At 60.4% G+C, this 21,956-nt stretch carries 19 protein-coding genes; 8 read left to right on the forward strand and 11 right to left on the reverse strand.

The annotated features are described in order from the left end of the window. Positions 1-3: 3 nt before the first annotated feature. From tauC to AC1UK9_RS01430, 6 genes are all read right to left on the reverse strand, one after another. Complete coding sequence (gene tauC / locus AC1UK9_RS01405; RefSeq protein ID WP_025110987.1) at positions 4-837, reverse strand: taurine ABC transporter permease TauC; 834 nt, start codon at positions 835-837, stop codon at positions 4-6. Further along, positions 834-1,628: a taurine ABC transporter ATP-binding subunit gene (gene tauB, locus AC1UK9_RS01410; protein WP_025110986.1), complete on the reverse strand. Its 795-nt coding sequence runs from the start codon at positions 1,626-1,628 to the stop codon at positions 834-836. The genes tauC and tauB overlap by 4 nt, the downstream gene beginning before the upstream one ends. A gap of 16 nt (positions 1,629-1,644) precedes the next feature. Further along, positions 1,645-2,622 carry a taurine ABC transporter substrate-binding protein gene (gene tauA, locus AC1UK9_RS01415; protein ID WP_473014157.1) on the reverse strand — a complete coding sequence of 326 codons (978 nt, stop codon included), beginning with the start codon at positions 2,620-2,622 and terminating at the stop codon, positions 1,645-1,647. Between the two features lie 218 nt (positions 2,623-2,840). After that, entirely contained in the window at positions 2,841-4,424 is a 1,584-nt protein-coding gene (gshA, locus tag AC1UK9_RS01420; RefSeq protein WP_482579099.1) for a glutamate--cysteine ligase, read from the reverse strand. Positions 4,425-4,742: 318 nt separating this feature from the next. Continuing rightward, positions 4,743-5,126, reverse strand: coding sequence for a PaaI family thioesterase (locus AC1UK9_RS01425; RefSeq protein ID WP_473014159.1), 384 nt, complete (start codon positions 5,124-5,126; stop codon positions 4,743-4,745). After that, complete coding sequence (locus AC1UK9_RS01430) at positions 5,126-7,450, reverse strand: Tex family protein (RefSeq protein WP_025110983.1); 2,325 nt, start codon at positions 7,448-7,450, stop codon at positions 5,126-5,128. Before AC1UK9_RS01430 ends, AC1UK9_RS01425 begins: the two co-directional genes overlap by 1 nt. A gap of 358 nt (positions 7,451-7,808) precedes the next feature. On the opposite strand from AC1UK9_RS01430, the gene ompR reads away from it, so the two are divergent. Next, positions 7,809-8,549 (forward strand): osmolarity response regulator transcription factor OmpR, encoded by a 741-nt coding sequence (gene ompR, locus AC1UK9_RS01435; protein WP_007964700.1) that lies wholly within the window; start codon positions 7,809-7,811, stop codon positions 8,547-8,549. 114 nt (positions 8,550-8,663) lie between these two features. After that, positions 8,664-9,977, forward strand: coding sequence for an ATP-binding protein (locus AC1UK9_RS01440; protein ID WP_003220639.1), 1,314 nt, complete (start codon positions 8,664-8,666; stop codon positions 9,975-9,977). Positions 9,978-10,106: 129 nt separating this feature from the next. Here the strand turns inward: AC1UK9_RS01440 and rimK are convergent, their stop codons facing one another. Together rimK and rimB are read right to left on the reverse strand one after the other, a co-directional pair. Next, entirely contained in the window at positions 10,107-11,012 is a 906-nt protein-coding gene (gene rimK, locus AC1UK9_RS01445; protein WP_007949201.1) for a 30S ribosomal protein S6--L-glutamate ligase, read from the reverse strand. Then, positions 11,009-11,488, reverse strand: coding sequence for a retropepsin-like aspartic endopeptidase RimB (gene rimB, locus AC1UK9_RS01450; RefSeq protein ID WP_003220644.1), 480 nt, complete (start codon positions 11,486-11,488; stop codon positions 11,009-11,011). Before rimB ends, rimK begins: the two co-directional genes overlap by 4 nt. Before the next feature lie 217 nt (positions 11,489-11,705). Between rimB and AC1UK9_RS01455 the strand changes: the two genes are divergently transcribed. Continuing rightward, positions 11,706-12,113 carry an RNA-binding S4 domain-containing protein gene (locus AC1UK9_RS01455; RefSeq protein WP_025110981.1) on the forward strand — a complete coding sequence of 136 codons (408 nt, stop codon included), beginning with the start codon at positions 11,706-11,708 and terminating at the stop codon, positions 12,111-12,113. A gap of 151 nt (positions 12,114-12,264) precedes the next feature. Here AC1UK9_RS01455 and AC1UK9_RS01460 read toward each other — a convergent pair whose 3' ends face one another. Continuing rightward, on the reverse strand, positions 12,265-13,065 hold the full coding sequence (locus AC1UK9_RS01460) for a phosphatase PAP2 family protein (RefSeq protein ID WP_473014161.1): 801 nt from the start codon (positions 13,063-13,065) through the stop codon (positions 12,265-12,267). A gap of 104 nt (positions 13,066-13,169) precedes the next feature. On the opposite strand from AC1UK9_RS01460, the gene hslO reads away from it, so the two are divergent. Next, positions 13,170-14,072: an Hsp33 family molecular chaperone HslO gene (gene hslO / locus AC1UK9_RS01465; RefSeq protein ID WP_025110979.1), complete on the forward strand. Its 903-nt coding sequence runs from the start codon at positions 13,170-13,172 to the stop codon at positions 14,070-14,072. 181 nt (positions 14,073-14,253) lie between these two features. Further along, a complete protein-coding gene (locus AC1UK9_RS01470; RefSeq protein WP_025110978.1) occupies positions 14,254-15,795 on the forward strand; it encodes a phosphoenolpyruvate carboxykinase in 1,542 nt (513 codons plus the stop codon). A gap of 279 nt (positions 15,796-16,074) precedes the next feature. Here AC1UK9_RS01470 and AC1UK9_RS01475 read toward each other — a convergent pair whose 3' ends face one another. Continuing rightward, positions 16,075-17,202, reverse strand: coding sequence for a lipase family protein (locus tag AC1UK9_RS01475; protein WP_482579104.1), 1,128 nt, complete (start codon positions 17,200-17,202; stop codon positions 16,075-16,077). Positions 17,203-17,297: 95 nt separating this feature from the next. Beyond that, positions 17,298-17,585 carry a hypothetical protein gene (locus tag AC1UK9_RS01480; RefSeq protein ID WP_482579106.1) on the reverse strand — a complete coding sequence of 96 codons (288 nt, stop codon included), beginning with the start codon at positions 17,583-17,585 and terminating at the stop codon, positions 17,298-17,300. Between the two features lie 290 nt (positions 17,586-17,875). Between AC1UK9_RS01480 and AC1UK9_RS01485 the strand changes: the two genes are divergently transcribed. The 3 genes from AC1UK9_RS01485 (at position 17,876) to AC1UK9_RS01495 (ending at position 21,937) form a co-directional block, all read left to right on the forward strand. Further along, positions 17,876-18,379, forward strand: a complete 504-nt coding sequence (locus AC1UK9_RS01485; RefSeq protein WP_482579108.1) for a polysaccharide deacetylase — start codon at positions 17,876-17,878, stop codon at positions 18,377-18,379. Positions 18,380-18,561: 182 nt separating this feature from the next. Continuing rightward, positions 18,562-20,496, forward strand: coding sequence for a RecQ family ATP-dependent DNA helicase (locus AC1UK9_RS01490; protein ID WP_482579109.1), 1,935 nt, complete (start codon positions 18,562-18,564; stop codon positions 20,494-20,496). A gap of 214 nt (positions 20,497-20,710) precedes the next feature. Then, positions 20,711-21,937: a 3-hydroxyacyl-CoA dehydrogenase gene (locus AC1UK9_RS01495; RefSeq protein ID WP_482579111.1), complete on the forward strand. Its 1,227-nt coding sequence runs from the start codon at positions 20,711-20,713 to the stop codon at positions 21,935-21,937. Positions 21,938-21,956: the final 19 nt, after the last annotated feature.

The following is a 21,956-nucleotide window of genomic DNA, read 5'->3' on the forward strand; positions in this document are numbered from 1 at the left end:
TTGTCAGTGCGCCTGGCCGTGCCACGGCACCAGTTTGCGCTGCAGGGCGCGCAGGCCCATTTCCATGGCAAAGGCGATCAGGGCAATCACCAGAATCCCCAGCACCACCACATCGGTGACGAGGAACTGCGCGGCCGACTGCACCATGAAGCCCAAACCGCTGGTGGCAGCGATCAGTTCAGCGGCGACCAATGTCGACCAGCCAACACCCAGACCAATGCGCACACCGGTGAGAATGTCCGGCAGGGCGCTGGGCAAAATCACATGGCGGATCAGTTGAGCGCGAGTGGCGCCCAACGACTGCGCGGCGCGCAGTTTGGCCGGATCTACGGTGCGAACGCCGGTGGCGGTAGCAATGGCAATCGGCGCGAAAATCGCCAGGTAGATCAGCAGCACTTTCGACAACTCGCCGATGCCGCACCAGATCACGATCAGCGGCAGATAGGCCAGGGGCGGAATCGGCCGATAGAACTCGATCAGCGGATCGAGCACACCACGGGCGATACGGTTGGCGCCGATGGCGATACCCACCGGCACCGCCGTCAGAATCGCAAAACCAAGGCCCAGGCCAATGCGGCTCAAGCTCGCGCCCAAGTGCTGCCACAGGGTCGAGTCCATATAGCCCGTGGTCGCCAGCAACCAGCCTTTTTGCAGCACGGCGGACGGCGGTGGCAAGAACAGGGGTTCGATCAGGCCGGTGGCTGTTACGGCCCACCAGATCACCAGCAAAGCGAGCAAGGTCAGCAGGCTGATCCAGCGCGTGCTAAGGCTGCGGCGCACAGGAATCACCACCGATGGGGTTTTTACCGCCGGGGCGGAAACGTCGTAACTGCTCATGCGCGCTCCTGCCGCTGAACGGCGCTGCGTTGCGAGAACACTTTGCTCAGCACGTGCTCGCGGGTTTCGATAAAACGCGGGTCGGATTTGATTGCCCGTGCCGACTCGCCGGCGGCGTAACGCTGACCGAAATCCAGGTGCAGGCGCTCGACGATCTGCCCCGGATTCGGCGCGAGCAAAATCAGGTCAGTGGCGAGGAACACCGCTTCTTCAATGTCATGGGTAATCAGGAAAACCGGCTTGGCGGTGCGCTGCCAGACTTGCAGCAACAGCTCCTGCATCTGTTCGCGGGTGAACGCGTCGAGGGCGCCGAAGGGTTCGTCCATCAGCAGCACGCGCGGGTCGGCAGCGAGGGCGCGGGCCAGGCCAACGCGCTGTTTCTGGCCGCCGGAGAGCTGCCAGATACGACGGCTTTCAAAACCGGAAAGATCGACCAGCGCAAGCATTTCGCGGGCGATCCTCTCGCGTTTCTCCTTGGCGACACCGGCCAGTTCCAGACCAAACGCCACGTTGGCCAATACGTCCTGCCATGGCAACAAAGCATCGTCCTGGAACACCACGCCACGTTCGGCGCTCGGGCCTTTGACCGGCACGCCGTCGAGGGTGATGCGCCCGGCGCTGGGTTCGACGAAGCCGGCAATCAGGTTCAACAGCGAAGTCTTGCCACTGCCGGACGGGCCGAGGGCGACCAGCAACTGCTGAGGCCCGAGGGTCAGGGAAATGTCCGCCAGCACCGGTGCAGGGCTGCCGGGATACTGTGCGCTGATGCGCTCCAGCTGTAGCAAGGCCATCGCGGTTAACTCCCGATCAGTTGGTGATGTATTTGGCGCTGACGTACGGCGCGTAGTCCGGCAGTACGGCTTCGACCTTGCCTTGCTCCTTGAGGAACGCGGCGGTGTCGGTGATGGCCTTGGTGGTCGGCGCGCCGAGGGTGATCACTTGATCAGCCGCCAGCGGGTAGACGTTGCCTTGCAGCAGCAAAGGAATGTCGTTGGCCTTGGCGCCTGAGAGCTTCACCAGTTTGTCGACGTTGGATTGGTCGGCGAGCCAGGCTTTCGGGTCTTTGCGGTAATCGGCGTAGGCGTCGAGGGTGACCTTGGCGAACGCGGTGACGATGTCCGGGTGCTTCTCGGCGAAGTCCTTGCGCACGATCCACGCATCGAAAGTCGGTGCACCGAACTTGGCCAGCTCGCCGGAGGTGATCAGCACCTTGCCGTTCTCCTTGGCCACGCCGAGTGCCGGATCCCACACGTAAGTGGCGTCGATGTCACCGCGTTTCCAAGCGGCGATGATCGCTGGGGGCGCGAGGTTGAGCACGGTGACTTTCGACGGGTCGATGTTCCAGTGCTTCAGCGCCGCGAGCAGGCTGTAGTGACCGGTAGACACGAACGGCACGGCGATTTTCTTGCCGACCAGATCCTGCGGAGTGTTGATCCCGGAACCGTCGCGAGCGACCAGTGCTTCGGCGGCGCCGATCTGGGTAGCGATGAGGAAGGTTTCCACCGGAACCTTGCGGGTGATCGCGGCGGTCAGCGGGCTCGAACCCAGGTAACCGATCTGCACGTCACCGGAGGCGATGGCGGCAATGATGTCGGCGCCGTTGTCGAACTTGCGCCAGCTGATGTCGGCCTTGGTGGCTTTTTCGTAAGCGCCGTCGGCCTGTGCGACTTTCGCCGGGTCAACGGTGGTCTGGTACGCGACGGTGAGGTCGGCGGCCTGCGCCAGAAAGCTCGCAGCAGCCAGAGAGGCCACGGCCAACAGGCGAAGCGGGACATTCAGTTTCATTGAAGAGCTCCATATCAGGCGACCGAGGATCGGCGTGAAAGGAGACTAAATGATCTAAGAAACTAAAAATAAATAACTTTTTAGACTTAGCTTATGAGCGGAAAAATCTAAGCCTAGCCGCTGTGCGGTCATTCGCGAGCAGGCTCGCTCCCACAGGAGATTGCAATCCAATGTGGGAGCGAGCCTGCTCGCGAAAAGGTTCGAAGAACCTTCTGATGTCAGTTGCTGATCGCCAGAATACTCGCCTGATACGACCCGACAAACACATCGAAATCGCCAACCTCGTTCTGCTCCAGCTCAGCCTGTTGCGCCAGCGAAGACCGCGCCAGTTCTTCAAACTTCGCCTGTTCCTCAGCTGCCAACGGCTCGTTGCGGAAGAACTCGGCATGCGCCTGGCTCTGACGCAACGAGAACTGCGCAAAGCTTTCCTTATGCTCAGCCATCGCCGCCAGCACCTGCGCGGATGGCGTCAGGGACGGGTCGCTGACCTTGGCCAGTTGTGCATCCAGCGCCTTGCTGTGTGCATCGCCGCCATGGCTCTGATCCAGCAGTGCTGCCAGTGGCGCAATTTGCTCCAGCAGTTCTGCCGCCCAGGCTTTCATTTCGACCGGCTGACCGTCACGCTGCAATTGCAGGCCCGGCCGGCGACCTTCCTTGACCACGCTGAGGAAGTTCGAGGTGGCATTGCCGCACGAAGTGTTGGTCAGCAGCGGGCTGTCATTCAGCGCGCAGTACAGCAGGAACGCGTCGAGGAAGCGCGACTCGGTGACGTCGATCCCCATTGGCAGGAACGGATTGATGTCCAGGCAGCGCACTTCGACGTACTGGATGCCACGGGCCATCAGGGCCTGGATCGGCCGCTCGCCGGTGTAGGTCACGCGTTTCGGGCGGATGTTGGAGTAGTACTCGTTTTCGATCTGCAGGATGTTGGTGTTGAGTTGCACCCACTCGCCATCCTTGTGCGTGCCGACTTCAACGTACGGCGCGTACGGTGTAGCCACGGCTTTGCGCAGGCTGTCGGTGTAGCTCGCCAGATCGTTGTAGCACGGCGTCAGACCGGCCTGGGCGTTGCTCTGGTAACCGAGGTCGCTCATGCGCAGGCTGGTGGCGTACGGCAGGTACAGGGTGTCCGGATCCAGTTGTTCCAGCTGGTGCGAACGGCCACGCAGGAAACCTGCGTCCAGCGCCGGCGAGGCACCGAACAGGTACATCAGCAGCCAGCTGTAGCGACGGAAGTTGCGGATCAGCGCGATGTAGGACGACGACTGGAAGTCGCGGTCGGTGCCGACGAAACCCTCGGCTTCGCGCAGCAGCGGCCAGAGCTTTTCCGGCAGGGAAAAGTTGTAGTGAATCCCGGCGATGCACTGCATGGTCTTGCCGTACCGCAGGGCCAGGCCCTTACGGTAGACGTACTTGAGCTGACCGATGTTGGAGGTGCCGTAATAGGCGATCGGGATGTCTTCCTCGGCCGGCAACGGGCACGGCATCGATGGACTCCACAGGTACTCGTCGCCGAGCTTGCTGTAGGCAAAGCGATGAATCTTGTCCAGGCTCGCCAGGGTGTCAGCCGGGTCGGGCAGGGCGGGCGTGATGAATTCCAGCAGCGACTCGGAATAGTCAGTGGTGATCTGTTCGTTGGTCAGCGCGGAACCCAAGGCTTCGGGGTGCGGCGTTTGCGCCAGACGACCTTCGCTGGTCACGCGCAGGCATTCACGTTCGATACCGTGGAGGCACTGTTCGAGCAGAGAGAGGTTGGCGCGCTCGCCGAGCAGAGCCAGGCGGCGGTTGAGAAGTTCGCTCAATTTGGATTCCTTCACGCGTCAGTCGCCCCAATATGGGGGTGGGCAGGACGGTCTACAAGGGTGAAGTTGAAACTGGCGTTTTCGCCTGGTTTTTTGGGCTCACGAAGCCCCTTTCGAACCGCCGACTTCAATCCCTGAATCTGGCAGATGCACGCGAAGATCATGCCGTTCCTGTGGGAGCGGGCTTGCTCGCGAAGGCGTCGTGTCAGGCGACCTGATGCTGCCTGACACTCCCTCTTCGCGAGCAAGCCCGCTCCCACAGAAAAGCTCGACGCTGCGATCACAGCGCCGAAATTAACTCAAATTGATGACGACAAGCTACAGGACAGCGAACGTGCCTTGCGCTTTTGCGACCAGTTTGTCGCCCTGCATCACGTCGGCTTCGACCACCAGCGTGCGGCGGCCCGGGTGGATCACCCGCGCCGTGCACAGCACCTCGCCGTCGGAAACGGCGCGGATGTAGTTGATCTTGCACTCGATGGTCGCGCTCTGCTGATCGAAGCCGTGGGAGCTGGAACAGGCCAGCCCCATGGCGATGTCGACCAGACTGAACAGCGCGCCACCGTGCAATTTGCCGCCGCGGTTGCGCAGTTCCGGTTCCAGCACCAGGGCGACTTGCGCCACCCCGGTTTCCAGGCTGTGCAGGCGGCAACCCAACAGCTTGAAAAACGCGCTCTCGACGAGCCCGGCCGGAATCTCCATCAGCGTTTCTTCAACTGCTTGGCGTTGGCGAACAGCGAGGCCATCGCATTGTTCACCGGCGCTGCGGTTGCGGTTTCCTTGCGTGGCGTGTTGTTCGATGGCTGGCGCTGGGCCGAGCCCGGACGCGAGCCACGGGCACCGTCGATCTTCTCGCCCGGGGTGTCGCCCATGCGCATCGACAGGCCGACGCGTTTGCGCGGGATGTCGACTTCCATGACCTTCACTTTCACCACGTCACCGGCTTTCACGGCTTCGCGCGGGTCCTTGATGAACTTCTCCGACAGCGCCGAGATGTGCACCAGACCGTCCTGATGCACGCCGATGTCGACGAATGCGCCGAACGCGGTCACGTTGGTGACGACACCTTCGAGGATCATCCCCAGTTGCAGGTCTTTGAGGTCTTCGACGCCTTCCTGGAACTCGGCGGTCTTGAACTCCGGACGCGGGTCGCGGCCCGGTTTCTCCAGTTCCTGGATGATGTCGGTGACGGTTGGCAGGCCGAAGGTCTCGTCGGTGAATTTCTTCGGATCCAGACGTTTGAGGAACCCGGCATCGCCGATCAACGAGCGAATGTCGCGGTCGGTTTCAGCGGCAATGCGTTGCACCAGCGGATAGGCTTCCGGGTGAACGGCCGAGGAATCCAGCGGGTTGTCGCCGTTCATCACACGCAGGAAGCCTGCAGCCTGTTCGAAGGTTTTCTCACCCAGACGCGCGACTTTCTTCAGTGCTGCACGGGTTTTGAACGCGCCGTGTTCGTCGCGGTGAGCGACGATGTTTTGCGCCAGCGTTGCGTTGAGGCCGGAGATCCGCGCCAACAGCGCCACGGACGCGGTGTTCACATCGACGCCGACGGCGTTCACGCAGTCCTCGACCACGGCATCCAGGCCACGCGCCAGTTTCAGTTGCGAGACGTCGTGCTGGTACTGACCGACACCGATGGATTTCGGATCGATTTTCACCAGTTCAGCCAGTGGATCCTGCAGGCGACGAGCAATGGACACCGCGCCACGGATCGACACGTCCAGGTCCGGGAATTCCTTGGCCGCCAGTTCGGATGCCGAGTACACCGATGCGCCGGCCTCGGAAACCATGACCTTGGTCATCTTCATCGCTGGATATTTTTTGATCAGTTCGATCGCCAGTTTGTCGGTTTCGCGGCTGGCGGTGCCGTTGCCGATGGCGATCAGGTCAACCGAGTGCTTGGCGCACAGGGCGGCCAGGATGGCGATGGTCTGATCCCACTTGTTGTGTGGCACGTGCGGGTAAACCGTGGCGTGATCCAGCAGTTTGCCGGTGGAATCGACCACCGCGACCTTGCAGCCGGTACGCAAGCCCGGGTCGAGGCCCAGGGTCGCGCGCGGGCCGGCCGGAGCGGCCAGCAGCAGGTCGTGCAGGTTGTGGGCAAAGACGTTGATCGCCTCGGTTTCGGCGCCGTCGCGCAGTTCGCCGAGGAGGTCGGTTTCCAGGTGGGTGTAGAGCTTGACCTTCCAGGTCCAGCGCACCACTTCGCCGAGCCATTTGTCCGCCGGGCGGTTCTGGTTCTGGATGCCGAATTGCTGGCCGATCATGCCCTCGCACGGGTGCATGGTACCCGGCAGTTCGTCGCCGACTTTCAGCGCGGAGCTGAGGATGCCTTCGTTGCGGCCACGGAAAATGGCGAGCGCGCGGTGCGACGGCATGCTTTTCAGCGGTTCGTCGTGTTCGAAGTAGTCGCGGAACTTGGCGCCTTCTTCTTCCTTGCCGGCGATCACGCGGGCACTGATGGTCGCTTCCTGCTTGAGGTAGTTACGCAGTTTTTCCAGCAGGCTGGCGTCTTCGGCGAAACGTTCCATCAGGATGTACTTGGCGCCTTCGAGCGCAGCTTTCACATCGGCCACGCCTTTTTCGGCGTCGACGAAGCGTGCGGCTTCGGCTTCAGGAGCCAGGTTCGGGTCATTGAACAGACCGTCGGCCAGTTCGCCGAGGCCAGCTTCCAGGGCGATCTGGCCCTTGGTGCGGCGCTTCTGCTTGTACGGCAGGTACAAGTCTTCGAGGCGGGTCTTGGTGTCGGCGAGCTTGATGTCGCGCTCAAGGGCCGGAGTGAGTTTGCCTTGCTCCTCGATGCTGGCGAGGATGCTGATGCGCCGTTCGTCGAGTTCTCGCAGGTAGCGCAGACGCTCTTCCAGATGACGCAGCTGGGTGTCATCAAGGCTGCCGGTGACTTCTTTCCGGTAACGGGCGATGAAGGGAACGGTAGAGCCTTCATCGAGTAGCGCGACGGCCGCTTCGACCTGTTGCGGGCGTACGCCGAGTTCCTCGGCGATGCGGCTGTTGATGCTGTCCATAAAACCACCTGACATATTGTGAAAGCAGGCTCGCAGGCACGGAAATAAAGGCCCGGAGTCTGGTTGAGCGGCTAGAAAATTGCCGCTGCCTGGGTCAAAAGGCACCCCATTGACCCGTGAAATCGAACAATTACTGCGCAGCTCCGGAAAAAATCGCGGCCACCTGCGGTAACGATTCAGACGTTGCCTGGCACAAAACGCCGCGCATTATAACCAGCGTTCTGTCATTCGGGGGTGTAGCAGTCTGTAGGCATAAACCCCGGTTTTCTGGCAGTGAAGGAAAAATCTGCTAACAATGCACACGGTGCGTATAACGGCAGCTACGCCATAATGCGCGCCGAGCTAAAAGGAGCATCCAATGAGCAGCACTGCAAACAATGCTGAAGGCGAAAAAATTCTTATTGTTGACGACGATCCGGGGCTGAGCAGCCTGCTGGAACGCTTTTTCGTCAGCAAGGGCTACCGCGCCCGTGCCGTACCGAACACCGAGCAAATGGACCGTCTGCTGTCGCGTGAAGTGTTCAACCTGGTCGTCCTCGACCTGATGTTGCCGGGCGAAGACGGTCTGACCGCGTGCCGTCGCCTGCGGGCCGCAAACAACCAGATCCCGATCATCATGCTCACCGCCAAGGGCGATGAGATGAGCCGCATCAAGGGCCTGGAACTGGGCGCCGATGACTACCTGGCCAAGCCGTTCAACCCGGACGAGTTGATGGCCCGGGTCAAGGCTGTTCTGCGTCGCCAGGCCGCTCCGGTGCCGGGTGCGCCGGGCAGCGAAGACGAAAACGTCACCTTCGGTGACTACGTGCTGTCGCTGGCGACCCGCGAACTGAAGCGTGGCGACGAAGTGCACATGCTCACCACCGGTGAGTTTGCGGTACTCAAGGCCTTGGTGATGAATGCGCGTCAGCCGCTGACCCGCGACAAACTGATGAACCTGGCCCGTGGCCGCGAGTGGGATGCGCTGGAGCGTTCCATCGACGTGCAGATTTCCCGTCTGCGCCGGATGATCGAACCCGATCCGTCGAAACCGCGCTACATCCAGACTGTCTGGGGCGTGGGCTACGTGTTCGTACCGGATGGCGCCGCTACCAAGTGATCGGCGATTTGTAGGAGCGGGTCTGCGCAGGTCGGGTTGATCGACCCTCTACGCAGACTCGCAATCCGCAATATGCGAGCATGGCTCGCTCCTGCAAGTGTTTAACGGTTATCGATGAAAACCCCCGTCTGGTTCCCCCAAAGTTTTTTCTCCCGCACCCTTTGGCTGGTGCTAATCGTCGTGCTGTTTTCCAAGGCGCTGACCCTGGTTTATCTGTTGATGAACGAGGACGTGCTGGTGGATCGCCAATACAGCCACGGCGTCGCCCTGACGCTGCGCGCCTATTGGGCTGCCGATGAAGAAAACCGCGCGAAGATCGCCGATGCTGCAACCCTCATCCGGGTGGTCGGCGCCGGTGTGCCGGAAGGCGAGCAGCACTGGCCGTACAGTGAAATCTATCAGCGGCAGATGCAGGCGGAGCTGGGGGCCGATACTGAAGTGCGTTTGCGCATGCACTCGCCGCCGGCGCTGTGGGTGCGTGCGCCAAGCCTCGGTGATGGCTGGCTGAAAGTACCGCTGTACCCGCATCCGCTGCGGGGCCAGAAAATCTGGAACGTGCTCGGCTGGTTCCTCGCCATCGGCTTGCTGTCTACCGCCTCGGCGTGGATTTTCGTCAGTCAGCTCAACCAGCCGTTGAAACGCTTGGTGTATGCCGCGCGGCAACTCGGCCAAGGCCGCAGCGTGCGCCTGCCGATCAGCGACACACCGAGCGAGATGACCGAGGTCTATCGCGCCTTCAACCAGATGGCTGAAGACGTCGAACAGGCCGGTCGCGAGCGCGAGCTGATGCTGGCGGGGGTGTCCCATGACTTGCGTACGCCGCTGACCCGCTTGCGCCTGTCGCTGGAGCTGATGGGCGATCGCAATGACCTGACCGATGACATGGTGCGCGACATTGAAGACATGGACGCGATTCTCGACCAGTTCCTCGCGTTCATTCGTGACGGTCGCGACGAGTCGGTGGAAGAGGTGGACCTGAGTGATCTGGTGCGTGAGGTGGCAGCGCCGTACAACCAGAACGAAGAGAAAGTGCGCCTGCGTCTGGAGCCGATCCAGCCATTTCCACTGCGTCGGGTGTCGATGAAGCGGTTGCTGAACAACCTGATCGGCAACGCCTTGAATCATGCCGGCAGCGGGGTCGAGGTTGCGGCCTATGTGTCCGGTGACACCAGCGCGCCCTATGTGGTGCTGAGTGTGATGGACCGTGGCGCGGGGATCGATCCTTCGGAGCTTGAGGCGATCTTCAACCCGTTTACCCGTGGTGATCGTGCGCGGGGCGGCAAGGGCACAGGTTTAGGGTTGGCGATCGTGAAGCGGATTGCTTCCATGCATGGCGGCAATGTTGAACTGCGCAACCGCTCCGGCGGCGGATTGGAAGCGCGGGTACGGTTGCCGCTTGGGTTGATGCTTCCGCGAGATGCGGTTTAACAGCTGAAATTTTCGCTGAGGCTGATGGCCCCATCGCGAGCAAGCCCGCTCCCACAGTTGGAATGCATTCCCCTGTGGGAGCGGGCTTGCTCGCGAAGGCGGCCTCCCTGGCGCCACATCTCTAACGGATTAGCCCTTGCCTTTGGTCCGGGTCATGTTCGGCCCGCCATTCTTCTCCAGGTGCTCGATGATGATCCCCGCCACGTTCTTGCCGGTGGTGGTCTCGATCCCTTCCAGTCCCGGCGACGAGTTCACTTCCATTACCAGCGGCCCGTGATTGGAACGCAGGATATCCACACCTGCCACCGCCAGGCCCATGACCTTGGCCGCACGCAATGCCGTCATGCGTTCTTCCGGGGTGATCTTGATCAGGCTGGCGCTGCCGCCGCGATGCAGGTTGGAGCGGAACTCACCCGGTTTGGCCTGACGCTTCATCGCCGCGATCACCTTGTCGCCGACCACGAAGCAACGGATATCCGCACCGCCAGCTTCCTTGATGTATTCCTGGACCATGATGTTCTGCTTCAGGCCCATGAACGCCTCGATCACCGACTCCGCCGCCGTTGCGGTTTCGCACAGTACGACGCCGATGCCCTGGGTGCCTTCCAGTACCTTGATCACCAGCGGCGCACCGTTGACCATGTCGATCAGGTCGGGAATGTCGTCCGGTGAGTGGGCGAACCCGGTTACCGGCAGACCGATGCCGCGACGCGACAACAGTTGCAGCGAACGCAGTTTGTCTCGCGAACGGGCGATGGCCACCGATTCGTTGAGCGGAAACACCCCCATCATTTCGAACTGGCGCAACACCGCGCAACCATAGAACGTCACCGACGCGCCGATCCTCGGGATCACCGCATCGAAGCCTTCCAGTGGCTTGCCGCGATAGTGGATCTGCGGCTTGTGGCTGGCGATGTTCATGTAGGCGCGCAAGGTGTCGATCACTACCATTTCATGCCCGCGTTCGGTGCCGGCTTCGACCAGGCGACGGGTGGAATACAGACGCGGATTCCGCGACAGCACAGCGATCTTCATGCAACACCTGTGGAGGAGGTAGATACCGGGAACACCGGCTTGTCTTGTACATATTTGATGCCCGGATTGACCACCAGCTGGCCATCGATCAGGGCTTTGGAACCGAGCAACAGGCGATAACGCATGGACTTGCGGCAGGCGAGGGTGAACTCGACCGCCCACACCCGATCACCGAGGGCCAGGGTGGTGCTGATCACGTAGCGCACCTGAGCCTGGCCGTTGGAGCTTTTAATGGTCTTGCGCGTGACCAGCGGTGCTTCGCAGCGCCGGTGACGCAACTGCACCACCGTGCCCAGGTGCGCGGTAAAGCGCACCCACTTCTCGCCGTCGCGCTCGAACGGCTCGATGTCGGTGGCGTGCAGGCTGGAGGTGCTCGCGCCGGTGTCGATTTTCGCCCGCAGGCCCGCGACTCCCAGATCAGGGAGCGCCACCCACTCGCGCAGACCAACAACGGTCAAATGGTCAAATGTCTTCAAAAAAGTGCTCAACCGTGGCAACCGCTCAGCCCGCACGGGGCCGGTTTCGCGGTATTCACGCAGAATAAGGGTTAAAAGGCGACAGATATCTACAGCCCGGATCGCCGACGCCTCAAGCAGGTGTCGGGTGGTGCGCATTGTAATCCGGGATGGTGCAATTCATGGCACGACAGAAACGGTAGTACAGTTCACCAATATTTCAGAATGAGGAAATTCCATGGCACAAAAAAGCGAAGAGGACGACAAGGTCCGTCTCGACAAGTGGTTGTGGGCGGCGCGTTTCTATAAAACCCGGGCCTTGGCCAAAGCGGCCATCGAGAGTGGCAAGGTGCATTGCCGAGGGGAGCGCTGCAAGCCTGGCAAAGAGCCACGCATTGGTGATGAGTTCGAGATTCGCACCGGGTTTGAAGCGCGCACGGTGAAGGTTGAAGCCTTGTCGATCGTGCGTCGCGGCGCACCCGAGGCGCAGGCGCTGTACACCGAGACCGAGGCCAGTGTTGCCAAACGTGAAGCGGCCGCAGCGATGCGCAAGGCCGGGGCGTTGGGCGTGAGCACCGACGGCAAGCCGAGCAAGAAGCAGCGGCGGGATCTGTTCAAGTTTCGTGGCAGCAGTAACGAGGCGTGAGAGCGACGTTTCTGCGTTGTTCAGGCCGGCCCCTTCGCGAGCAAGCCCGCTCCCACAGTGGATCCGGTTCCTTCAGCAGGAAAACGGTCAAGGGTGGGAGCGGGCTTGCTTGCGAATCGAGTGCGCAGCACTCGCCGGAGTCAACGTGGTATCAGGCGCTACGCACCACACTCATCCGCGAAACCATCGGCAACTTGCCCAGTAGCGCAAAGATCGGAGCGGTCGCTTTCAGCCAGAAATTCGCCGCGTGATAAGCAAACGGCGTGTAATAACCCCAGCCCAGCGCCCACACCGCCAGCAGCATGCCGCCGATGTAGTCGTCCTGGCCCCAATGCGCGCCGGCCACCAGACGCGGCAGCATGAACAGCAACGCCAGGCCCCAGACGGCGAGGAACTGACCGACTGTGCGACTGAACACGCCCATGAACAGCGCCCAGATCAACAGCACCGAAGCATGGTCACCGGGGAAACTCTGGCTCGAGCGATCCTTCAGCTCCCAGGCCTTTTCCAGGTGCGGGAAGTAGTCGCTGAGGTGCACCGCGCCTTCAAGTACCATCGACGGGCTGCTGTGCTGCCAGTCCATGTAGTCGGCGAATTTGGAAAACAATGCGCGGATGATCACCATCAGCAGCAGAATCGAGAAAAAACCGAAGAACGCGCGGCGTACGTCAATCGCCTTGAACACCCAGTCGCCCTTGATCAGCAGCGTCAGCAGGATCAACCCGACGACGATGTCGAAGGGACGCAGACTTGCAATTGCCCAGATGTGGAGCCATATGGGGTTGCTGGCCAGCGGTGCATTGAGTGAGCGGAATAGCCACTCGTCGAAAATCACACACAGCATCTGACCCGTAGGCCATAACCAGAAAGCCAGTAGCGCCAATGGCACTACGTTACACAGAACCAGCCGGCCGAGGTTCCACCTTGATTGGAACAAACCCGGATTGTTCATAAAATGCCTCCCGTGGCTGAACATTTCGCACCAAATGGGTGCGGAGAAGCGCGGGATTTTCATCTTTTGTAACCATTTTGTCATCAATTCAGATACCCAGACCTATGACCGATCTCCCGGATACCGACTACACCCAACGCTTCATCTTCGATGACAGCGACACTCGCGGCGAACTGGTTGCGCTGGAACGCAGCTACGCCGAAGTCCTCGCCAAGCACCCGTACCCGGAGCCGGTCGCGCAATTGCTGGGCGAACTGATGGCGGCGGCCTCGTTGCTGGTGGGCACCCTGAAGTTCGACGGCTTGCTGATTCTGCAGGCGCGCTCCGAAGGCCCGATCCCGATGCTGATGATCGAGTGCTCGAGCGAACGTGAAATCCGTGGCCTGGCGCGTTATCACGCGGATCAGATCGCAGCCGATGCAACCCTCGCCGACCTGATGCCGAACGGCGTGCTGGCCCTGACCGTCGACCCGACTGTCGGCCAGCGCTATCAGGGCATCGTCGACCTTGATGGCGAAAACCTGTCCGAGTGCTTCACCAACTACTTCGTCATGTCGCAACAGGTCGGCACGCGTTTCTGGCTCTACGCCGATGGTCGACGTGCCCGTGGCCTGCTGCTGCAACAGCTGCCGGCCGATCGCCTGAAAGACGAAGAAGAACGCGCCGCCAGTTGGCAGCACATCACCGCGCTCGGCAGCACGCTGACCGCCGACGAGTTGTTGAGCCTGGACAACGAAACCGTGTTGCACCGCCTCTACCATGAAGAGCAAGTGCGCCTGTTCGATGTGCAGAACCTGCGCTTCCGTTGCAGTTGCTCGCGGGAACGCTCGGGCAACGCGCTGGTCAGCCTGGGTCTGGAAGACGCGCAGGCGCTGGTGGCCGAACAAGGTGGCAAAATCGAGATCGATTGCCAGTTCTGCAACGAACGCTACCTGTTCGATGCAGCCGATATCGCTCAATTGTTCGCTGGCGCGGGTGTCGACACGCCGTCAGATACCCGGCACTAAAACGGTTCAGCGCAGGTAAATTCACTGCTCAACGACGGAATATCGCCGTTACGACGGGAGGACCCTACTCTTTTTGGGCTTTTCTGGCATAATCCGGCCCACTTTTTTCGCGGTAGTAGTGCACGACTTTCTACTACAAAACGTTTGGAGCACACTCGGCCACTGGCCGACGGGGAACCTCATGACGCAAGCCAATAACGCCGTGTACACCGATCTGAGTGTTGATGATCTGGTAAAAGAAGCCTTGAACCGCGGTGAAGGCGAGCTTGCCGATACCGGCGCTCTGGTAGTCCGCACCGGTCATCGCACCGGCCGTTCGCCAGTCGACCGTTTCATCGTTGAAGAGCCTTCCACCCAGGCCGCTATCGCCTGGGGCCCGATCAACCGCAAGTTCCCGGCCGACAAGTTCGACGCGCTGTGGGCTCGTGTCGAGGCGTTCAACAACGCGCAAGAGCACTTTGTTTCCCACGTGCATGTAGGCGCGGCTGAAGATCACTACCTGGCCGTGAAAATGACCACCCAGACTGCCTGGCAGAACCTGTTCGGTCGTTGCCTGTTCATCAACCCGGCCCAGTACAACCCGGCTGGTCGTGAAGAGTGGCAAGTGCTCAACGTTGCCAACTTCGAGTGCGTGCCTGAGCGTGACGGCACCAACTCCGATGGTTGCGTGATCCTCAACTTTGCCCAGAAGAAAGTGCTGATCGCTGGCATGCGTTACGCCGGTGAAATGAAGAAAGCCATGTTCTCCGTGCAGAACTTCCTGCTGCCGGCCGCTGACGTGCTGCCTATGCACTGCGCTGCCAACATCGGCGAAGAAGGCGACGTGACCCTGTTCTTCGGTCTGTCGGGTACCGGTAAAACCACTCTGTCGGCCGATGAAAGCCGTTACCTGATCGGTGACGACGAACACGGCTGGGGCGAAGGCGTGGTGTTCAACATCGAAGGCGGTTGCTATGCCAAGTGCATCGACCTGTCCGAGAAGAACGAGCCGGTCATCTGGAAAGCCATCAAGCACGGCGCAGTGCTGGAAAACGTGGTCATCGACGACGCCAAGCACGCCGACTACGCCGATGTCAGCCTGACCCAGAACAGCCGCGCGGCCTACCCGCTGGAGCACGTTGCCAAGCGTTCCGAGAAGAACCTGGGCGGCGAGCCAAACGCAGTGATTTTCCTGACGTGCGACCTGACCGGTGTACTGCCGCCAGTGTCGATCCTCAACGAAGAACAAGCGGCCTACCACTTCCTGTCCGGCTACACCGCGCTGGTGGGCTCGACTGAAATGGGTTCGGGCAGCGGCATCAAGTCGACCTTCTCCACCTGCTTCGGCGCGCCGTTCTTCCCGCGTCCGGCTGGCGAATACGCAGAGCTGCTGATCAAGCGCATCCGCGGCTTCGGCTCCAAGGTCTACCTGGTCAACACCGGCTGGACCGGCGGCGGCTACGGCGTCGGCAAACGCTTCAACATCCCGACTACCCGCGCCGTGATCGCAGCGATCCAGAGCGGCGCGCTGATCGGTGCCGCCACCGAGCACCTGGACACCATCAACCTCGACGTGCCACTGGCCGTACCGGGCGTTGAAACCAACCTGCTCAACCCACGCAACACCTGGGCTGACAAAGCTGCGTACGACGAGGCTGCCAAGGCATTGGCCGGTCTGTTCATCGAGAACTTCAAGAAGTTCGAAGTGAGCGACGCGATCAAGGCTGCGGGTCCGAAGTTGTAAGATCGGTTTGCAGCAATGAAAAAGCCGCCCCTAGGGGCGGCTTTTTTGTGGGCGTCCAGACACAGCCACCATTAAGCGTGCAGACATTTGAATTGCCGGCAGCATACAACGGACGCGTTTATGTCCCATTGGGTGACCAAGCCCGAGCCGCTGATTAGCAGCGTCAGTTAGCGGGTGGTGATAGGCGACAAGTTGTCTGTACTTGCAGGAACGGGACGAACATCCGATAGGCAATTGCTGTAGGTTTTTTCGCGTTACACCGATCAACACCCACCGTCTTCAACGAATATGCCGATACGCCGCCAGATCCAGCACGCTGGTGGTCAGCCCGGTATCCGGTGCATAGATCGCGCCCTTTACCGACGAGAACGGCACGCCTTTGCTACCCAGCGATACGTAGCGCTCGCCTTGATCCAGTTCGGTGAACCAGGTGTAGGAGGACTTTTCCATGGCCTTGTATTTCGCCGCGTCCTTGACCATTGCGTCGGCGCATTGCTTCAGGGAGGCATCGGTCAGGTTCAGGGTTTTGGTCAGCGAAGTGCCCCAGCGCTTGAGGCAGGTTTCGGCGAAGTGGCGCACGAACTGGCCGGGCTCGGCGAGCATTTTCGGGCCGGTGACGCCATCGGTGGAGGCGTTGCCGACCAGGGTGGCGTGGCGACCGGGGATCGGGAAGATGTGAGTCCGGGTGCCAGTGGCGGTTTGCGGGATGACGCAGCTGAAGCCTTTCGAGCGTTCATCGCGGGCGTAGAAGCCGATGTACTCTTTGACGTTGGTGTTGAGTTTGACTCGATGTTCCTGGAAGTTGCCGATGCCGGGGACCGGATCAATGGCGAAGATATTCACCGGTATGCTCTTTAACGCACTGTCGTTGAACATGGCGTTGGCCAACATGTGGCAGCTGATACCGCCGCGGCTCCAGCCGACCAAGTTGACTTTGGTCGGAATAATACCGTCCTTGCGGAAGGTTTTAATGATCTGCTCCTGCAACTTCTGTTGGGTCACGCTGCGTTCGCCGTAGTTGTAGTTGCGCCAGAACCAGGAACCCTCGGCTTTTACATCTTCAATGGGAATGCCGGCGGCTTTGAGTCGGTTGTATTCTGCTTCAGTCAGTTGCTTGCGTTGCCAGTCGCACTTGCCTTTGATGATGTTCATCGCGTGCAGTACGTTTTCTTCCCAGCCCTTGCCGAACAGCGTGCCGCTCATGCCGTAGTCGGCGGATTTGGTGAACAGCTCGTCGGCCTGCAGGTTGCTGGTGCCGGGGCCATCGACCACGATCCATTCGGCGAATTCACGGCCGGCATGGTGCGAGGCGAGGGTGGACACCAGTTCACCATCCCAATAGTTGGCGTTGCTGGTATCGAACTTGGTGGAGCCGGTGCCGCAAAAGAAAATAGTTAATGTTGTCATGAGGTTGCTCTTTATTGATGTAAGAGCAAGCAGGCTAGTTTTTAATGTTGTTGGTTTGTAGTGTTTAGTTGTTGCTTTATTTGTGGTTGTGCTTTTTATACGGGGTTTGTTAGTTGCAGTCTTGCTACGTCAAGAAGTTCGCAGCCGTCTTGGGTCAATAGATACAGTGCATTGACAATGTTGGGGATGTCTTTGACGTCGGCTTGTTTGAAACACAAACAGTAAAGAGTCTCCAGCAAGTCGCTGGCGGCGCGCAGACGCTGATGGGCGGCGTCGAGCAGATCGCCATGGCTGGCCTGAGTATCGATGGTCAGCACCGGATGATCGCTGTAGTTGCTTTTGAGGGGGTGATAACGAGGGGCCTGCGGGTCGTGCATGTTCATGGTGAGACGTGTCCTGTACGAAGTCGCTCCAGTGGTTTCAGCCGCGCTGGCCACTATAGAAGTGCCAGGCAAGTCGTCACAAGAGCGCCACGATGGACAGAGTTCGTAGGGGTTTTACCGGGCATCAGGCATCTGCCCTACAAGGTTTCGCTGCTTTTTCACGGTGAAACCCTTAGCGCAGAAATTTCCCACGGGATTCGCAGGCGTTTCTTGGGAAACCTCTGTATGGTGCGCGCCAGAATCCGTAGGGCGTTTCCAAATGTCCGATACGCGCTTAAAGGGAATTGAGTATGCAGTGGCTACGAATGGCCTTGATTTTGTTGCTGTGGGTCAGTGGTTGCCGGTTGACCCTGGCGTCTGATGGGGGCAGTGGATGGATATTCGCCGACCTTGAACGCACCGGCTGGCCCGATGCGCTCTCGAGCCAGCCCGGTATCGATACTGCCTCGCGTGCCGAGGTGTTGATGTTCGGCAAGGCCTTGCTGGCCAGTGAAGCGCTGGACGAGGTGGGACTCGAGCAGCGGCTGGGTGTGCCTCATGTGCAGCTCAAGTCGATCAGGCAGGTGCGTGAAGGTCTGTGGGATCGTTTGTTGAGTACTTATCGTAACGCCAGCCAGGACTGTGACGGGCAACCGTTCTGTCCTCGCGTGCGCAGTGTCGCGGAGTTGCGGCAGTTGGCGGCGGCCTTCACCGGTGACATCAGTCCGGCCCATGCCTTGTGGGCGAGCAAGAGCCAGGGTGTGCACGAGCAGGTGCTCAACGAGCAACTGCGGGTGGCAGTTCTGCGGCCCTGAGTGGTGTGTTCTTGTGTTGGTCTGAAAGGCCTCTTCGTGAGCAGGCGCGCTGCCACAGGGCACCGAGTGGATTGCACCATTCGCTGTATCATCCCGTATTGAATTGACCCCGGCCTTTTCTCGACTCGCTGCGACCGCCCGCTAGGCTGTTGGCATCACAGCGGTCAACGGAGTGACAGCGCATGCATAACACCCTGGAACAGGTTTTCGGTTATCCACAGTTTCGATCTGGACAGGAGGCGGCGATCAGCGCCGTGCTGGCCGGGCGCTCGGCAGCGGCGATTTTCCCCACCGGTTCCGGCAAGTCGCTTTGCTATCAGGTTCCAGCGCTGTTGCTGCCGCACCTGACCCTGGTGGTCTCGCCGCTGTTGGCGTTGATGCAGGACCAACTGGCGTTCCTCAAGCGTCACGGTATCAGTGCCGGCAGCATCGATTCGGCACAAAGCCGCGATGACGCCAATGATGTGATGGCCCGCGCCCGCTCGGGTGAATTGAAGATTCTGATGATCTCGGTGGAGCGCCTGAAGAATGAGCGTTTCCGCAACTTTTTGCAGCAGGTGCCGATCTCGCTGCTGGTGGTCGACGAGGCGCATTGCATCTCCGAATGGGGTCACAACTTCCGCCCCGACTACCTGAAACTGCCGGACTACCAGCGCCAGTTCAATATCCCGCAAACCCTTCTGCTGACAGCCACGGCAACACCGCAAGTGATTGCCGACATGCAGGCCAAATTCGCCATCGCTGAAGCAGATGTGGTGACCACCGGTTTTTACCGGCCCAACCTCAATCTGCTGGTCGAACCGGTGCGCGGTCAGGACAAGCGTCGGCGTCTGGTGGAGTGGATGAGCGAGCGTGCGGGACAGCCGAGCATCGTCTACGTCACCCTGCAGAAAACCGCCGAGCACATTGCCGAGCATCTTGGGCGAAACGGCATTCAGGCCGAGGCCTATCACGCCGGATTACCACACGATCAACGCGAGGGCATACAGAAGCGCTTCATGGCCGGACAGTCCAATTGCATCGTCGCGACCATTGCGTTCGGCATGGGTATCGACAAGAGCGACATCCGCAATGTGGTGCATTTCGACCTGCCCAAATCCATCGAGAACTACAGTCAGGAGATCGGTCGTGCCGGACGTGACGGGCAGCCCTCGGACTGTCTGGTGCTGGCCAATCGCGACAGCCTCAACGTGCTGGAAAACTTCGTCTACGGCGACACCCCGGAGCGCGAGGGGATTCGTTGTGTGCTGGAGGAATTGCAGGCTGCGGCGCCCGAAGGGCAGTGGGAGTTTCTGCTCGGGCCGCTGGCCGATCAGAGCAACATTCGCTCGCTGCCGCTGAAGACGCTGCTGGTGCAGCTGGAGCTGCGTGGCCTGATCGCGCCGCGCTATGCGTATTACGCCGAGTACCGTTTCAAGTACCTGCTGGAACCGGAAGCGCTGCTGGAACGTTTCGAGGGTGAACGCAGGGATTTTGTCGCGGCGATCATTCAGACCTCCAGTCGCGCACGCACCTGGGCCACGGTGAATTTCGACGCGATGTACACCCAGTATTCGGCGGAGCGCAATCGGGTGGTGACGGCGCTGGACTACTTCCAGGAGAAGGGCTGGGTCGAGCTTGAGAGCAAGCAGATGACCGAGGTCTACAACGTGTTGCACAGCGATTTCGACAGCGCTGTTCTGAGCGGTGAATTACACGGATATTTCACCCGGCATGAGCAGGCTGAGATCGCCCGGATTCACGCGATGCTCGAGCTGTTTGCCACCGAGCGTTGCCTGGGATATCGCCTGGCCGAATATTTCGGTGACCACAACGCGCCCGAGCATTGCGGGCACTGTTCGGTGTGTCATGGGGATGTTGCGCGGCTACCACCACCACCGGAACTGCCGGCGCTTGTGGATAAAAACTTTGTGGCGCTGTGCGGTGATTTTATCCACAGGCACGAACAGCACACTGGCAGTGTGCCGACGGCGGAGCGGCTGACACGGTTTCTGTGCGGGATCAGTGTGCCGCTATTCACCAGGCTCAAGGCGCGAACGATTTCCGGGTATGCGGCGTTGGAGGAGTATCCGTACGCCGAAGTCCGCCGCTGGGCTGACAGTCATTTGCCCGAATGAACGCATAATCTTGTGGGAGCGAGCCTGCTCGCGAAGGCGCAAGGTCAGCCAACACTTGATTTGAATGTGCTGGCCTGTTCGCGAGCAGGCTCGCTCCCACATGGGAATGCTGCATCCATGCGCTGAATGTCGCTCATCACGGTAATAAACTTCAAAAACACCCGGTGCCTGACTATGGTGAAGGCTGTCTTCGGATCGCCAACAAGAGAACAACATGAGCCAGACATCCTTCGATATTCAGCAGGCCGCCGTGATCGGCGCGGGCACCATGGGCCGCGGCATTGTGATGTGCCTGGCCAATGCCGGTATCGCCGTGCAGTGGGTCGATAACAATCCGCAGATGCTTGAGCAGGCGCTAGGCACGGTAGCGGACACTTATGCACACAACGTGCGGCAGGGCCGAATTGACCAGACTGAGGCGGACGCACGTTTCGCCCGGATCAGCGCTGCCGCGGATTACCCGGCGATCCGTAATGTCGATCTGGTGATCGAGGCGGTGTACGAGAACCTCGAACTCAAGCAGAAGATCTTTCGCGAGCTGGATGGCCTGCTCAAGCCAGCAGCGTTGTTGGCGAGCAACACGTCGGCGCTGGATATCGATGCGATTGCCGCGGCGACAAAGCGTCCGCATCAGGTGCTCGGCCTGCATTTCTTCAGCCCTGCGCACATCATGAAACTGCTGGAAATCGTCCGCGGTGCGCAGACGTCACCGGCGGTATTGGCAGCCGCACTGGCTTTAGGCAAGCGCATGGGCAAGGTCAGTGTGGTGTCGGGCAATTGCCACGGATTTATCGGCAATCGGATGTTGCATCCGTATGTGCTGGAGGCGCGCAAGATGCTGCTCGAAGGCGCTTATCCACAGCAGGTGGACGCGGCACTGCAGGGATTCGGCTTCGCCATGGGACCGTTCCGCATGTATGACGTGGTGGGTATCGACCTGGAATGGCGCGCTCGCGAACTGGCCGGCAAGGGCCAGGATGCGCCGCAGGTTCAGGTCGATAACCGCTTGTGCGAGATGGGCCGCTTCGGGCAGAAATCCGGCAACGGTTATTACCACTATGAGCCGGGCAGTCGGCAGGCCGAGCAGGATCCTGAGGTCGATGCGCTGGTGCTGCGGGTCAGCGAAAGTCTGGGTTTTCAGCGCCGCGAGATCGGCCCGGAGGAAATTCTGGAGCGTTGCTTGCTGGCGTTGGTCAACGAGGGCGCCAGGATTCTTCAGGAAGGCATTGCCGGGTCAGCCCATGACATTGATCTGGTATATCTGAACGGCTACGGCTTCCCGGCCGACAAGGGCGGGCCGATGGCCTGGGCGGATCAGCAGGGGCTGGCGGATATTCATCAGCGGCTGCTGGCGCTGCAGACGCGTCAGGGCGATCAGTGGCAGCCGGCGCGGTTGATTGGCGAGCTGGCGGCGCAGGGGAAGGGTTTTGCCGAGCGCTGAGGGATGGAGGGCTGTGAGG

The sequence above is a fragment of the Pseudomonas sp. AK-TSAG1-1 genome, from assembly GCF_056821665.1.

Bases quoted from the DNA above. Each gene is read 5' to 3' on its own strand.
- AC1UK9_RS01440 (WP_003220639.1), top strand. From the start codon at position 8,664: ATGAAAACCCCCGTCTGGTTCCCCCAAAGTTTTTTCTCCCGCACCCTT.
- AC1UK9_RS01480 (WP_482579106.1), bottom strand. From the start codon at position 17,585: ATGAACATGCACGACCCGCAGGCCCCTCGTTATCACCCCCTCAAAAGC.
- AC1UK9_RS01455 (WP_025110981.1), top strand. From the start codon at position 11,706: ATGGCACAAAAAAGCGAAGAGGACGACAAGGTCCGTCTCGACAAGTGG.
- tauC (WP_025110987.1), bottom strand. From the start codon at position 837: ATGAGCAGTTACGACGTTTCCGCCCCGGCGGTAAAAACCCCATCGGTG.
- AC1UK9_RS01495 (WP_482579111.1), top strand. From the start codon at position 20,711: ATGAGCCAGACATCCTTCGATATTCAGCAGGCCGCCGTGATCGGCGCG.
- tauB (WP_025110986.1), bottom strand. From the start codon at position 1,628: ATGGCCTTGCTACAGCTGGAGCGCATCAGCGCACAGTATCCCGGCAGC.
- tauA (WP_473014157.1), bottom strand. From the start codon at position 2,622: ATGAAACTGAATGTCCCGCTTCGCCTGTTGGCCGTGGCCTCTCTGGCT.
- AC1UK9_RS01470 (WP_025110978.1), top strand. From the start codon at position 14,254: ATGACGCAAGCCAATAACGCCGTGTACACCGATCTGAGTGTTGATGAT.
- AC1UK9_RS01425 (WP_473014159.1), bottom strand. From the start codon at position 5,126: ATGGAGATTCCGGCCGGGCTCGTCGAGAGCGCGTTTTTCAAGCTGTTG.
- rimK (WP_007949201.1), bottom strand. From the start codon at position 11,012: ATGAAGATCGCTGTGCTGTCGCGGAATCCGCGTCTGTATTCCACCCGT.
- AC1UK9_RS01475 (WP_482579104.1), bottom strand. From the start codon at position 17,202: ATGACAACATTAACTATTTTCTTTTGCGGCACCGGCTCCACCAAGTTC.
- hslO (WP_025110979.1), top strand. From the start codon at position 13,170: ATGACCGATCTCCCGGATACCGACTACACCCAACGCTTCATCTTCGAT.
- AC1UK9_RS01485 (WP_482579108.1), top strand. From the start codon at position 17,876: ATGCAGTGGCTACGAATGGCCTTGATTTTGTTGCTGTGGGTCAGTGGT.
- AC1UK9_RS01490 (WP_482579109.1), top strand. From the start codon at position 18,562: ATGCATAACACCCTGGAACAGGTTTTCGGTTATCCACAGTTTCGATCT.
- AC1UK9_RS01430 (WP_025110983.1), bottom strand. From the start codon at position 7,450: ATGGACAGCATCAACAGCCGCATCGCCGAGGAACTCGGCGTACGCCCG.
- AC1UK9_RS01460 (WP_473014161.1), bottom strand. From the start codon at position 13,065: ATGAACAATCCGGGTTTGTTCCAATCAAGGTGGAACCTCGGCCGGCTG.
- ompR (WP_007964700.1), top strand. From the start codon at position 7,809: ATGAGCAGCACTGCAAACAATGCTGAAGGCGAAAAAATTCTTATTGTT.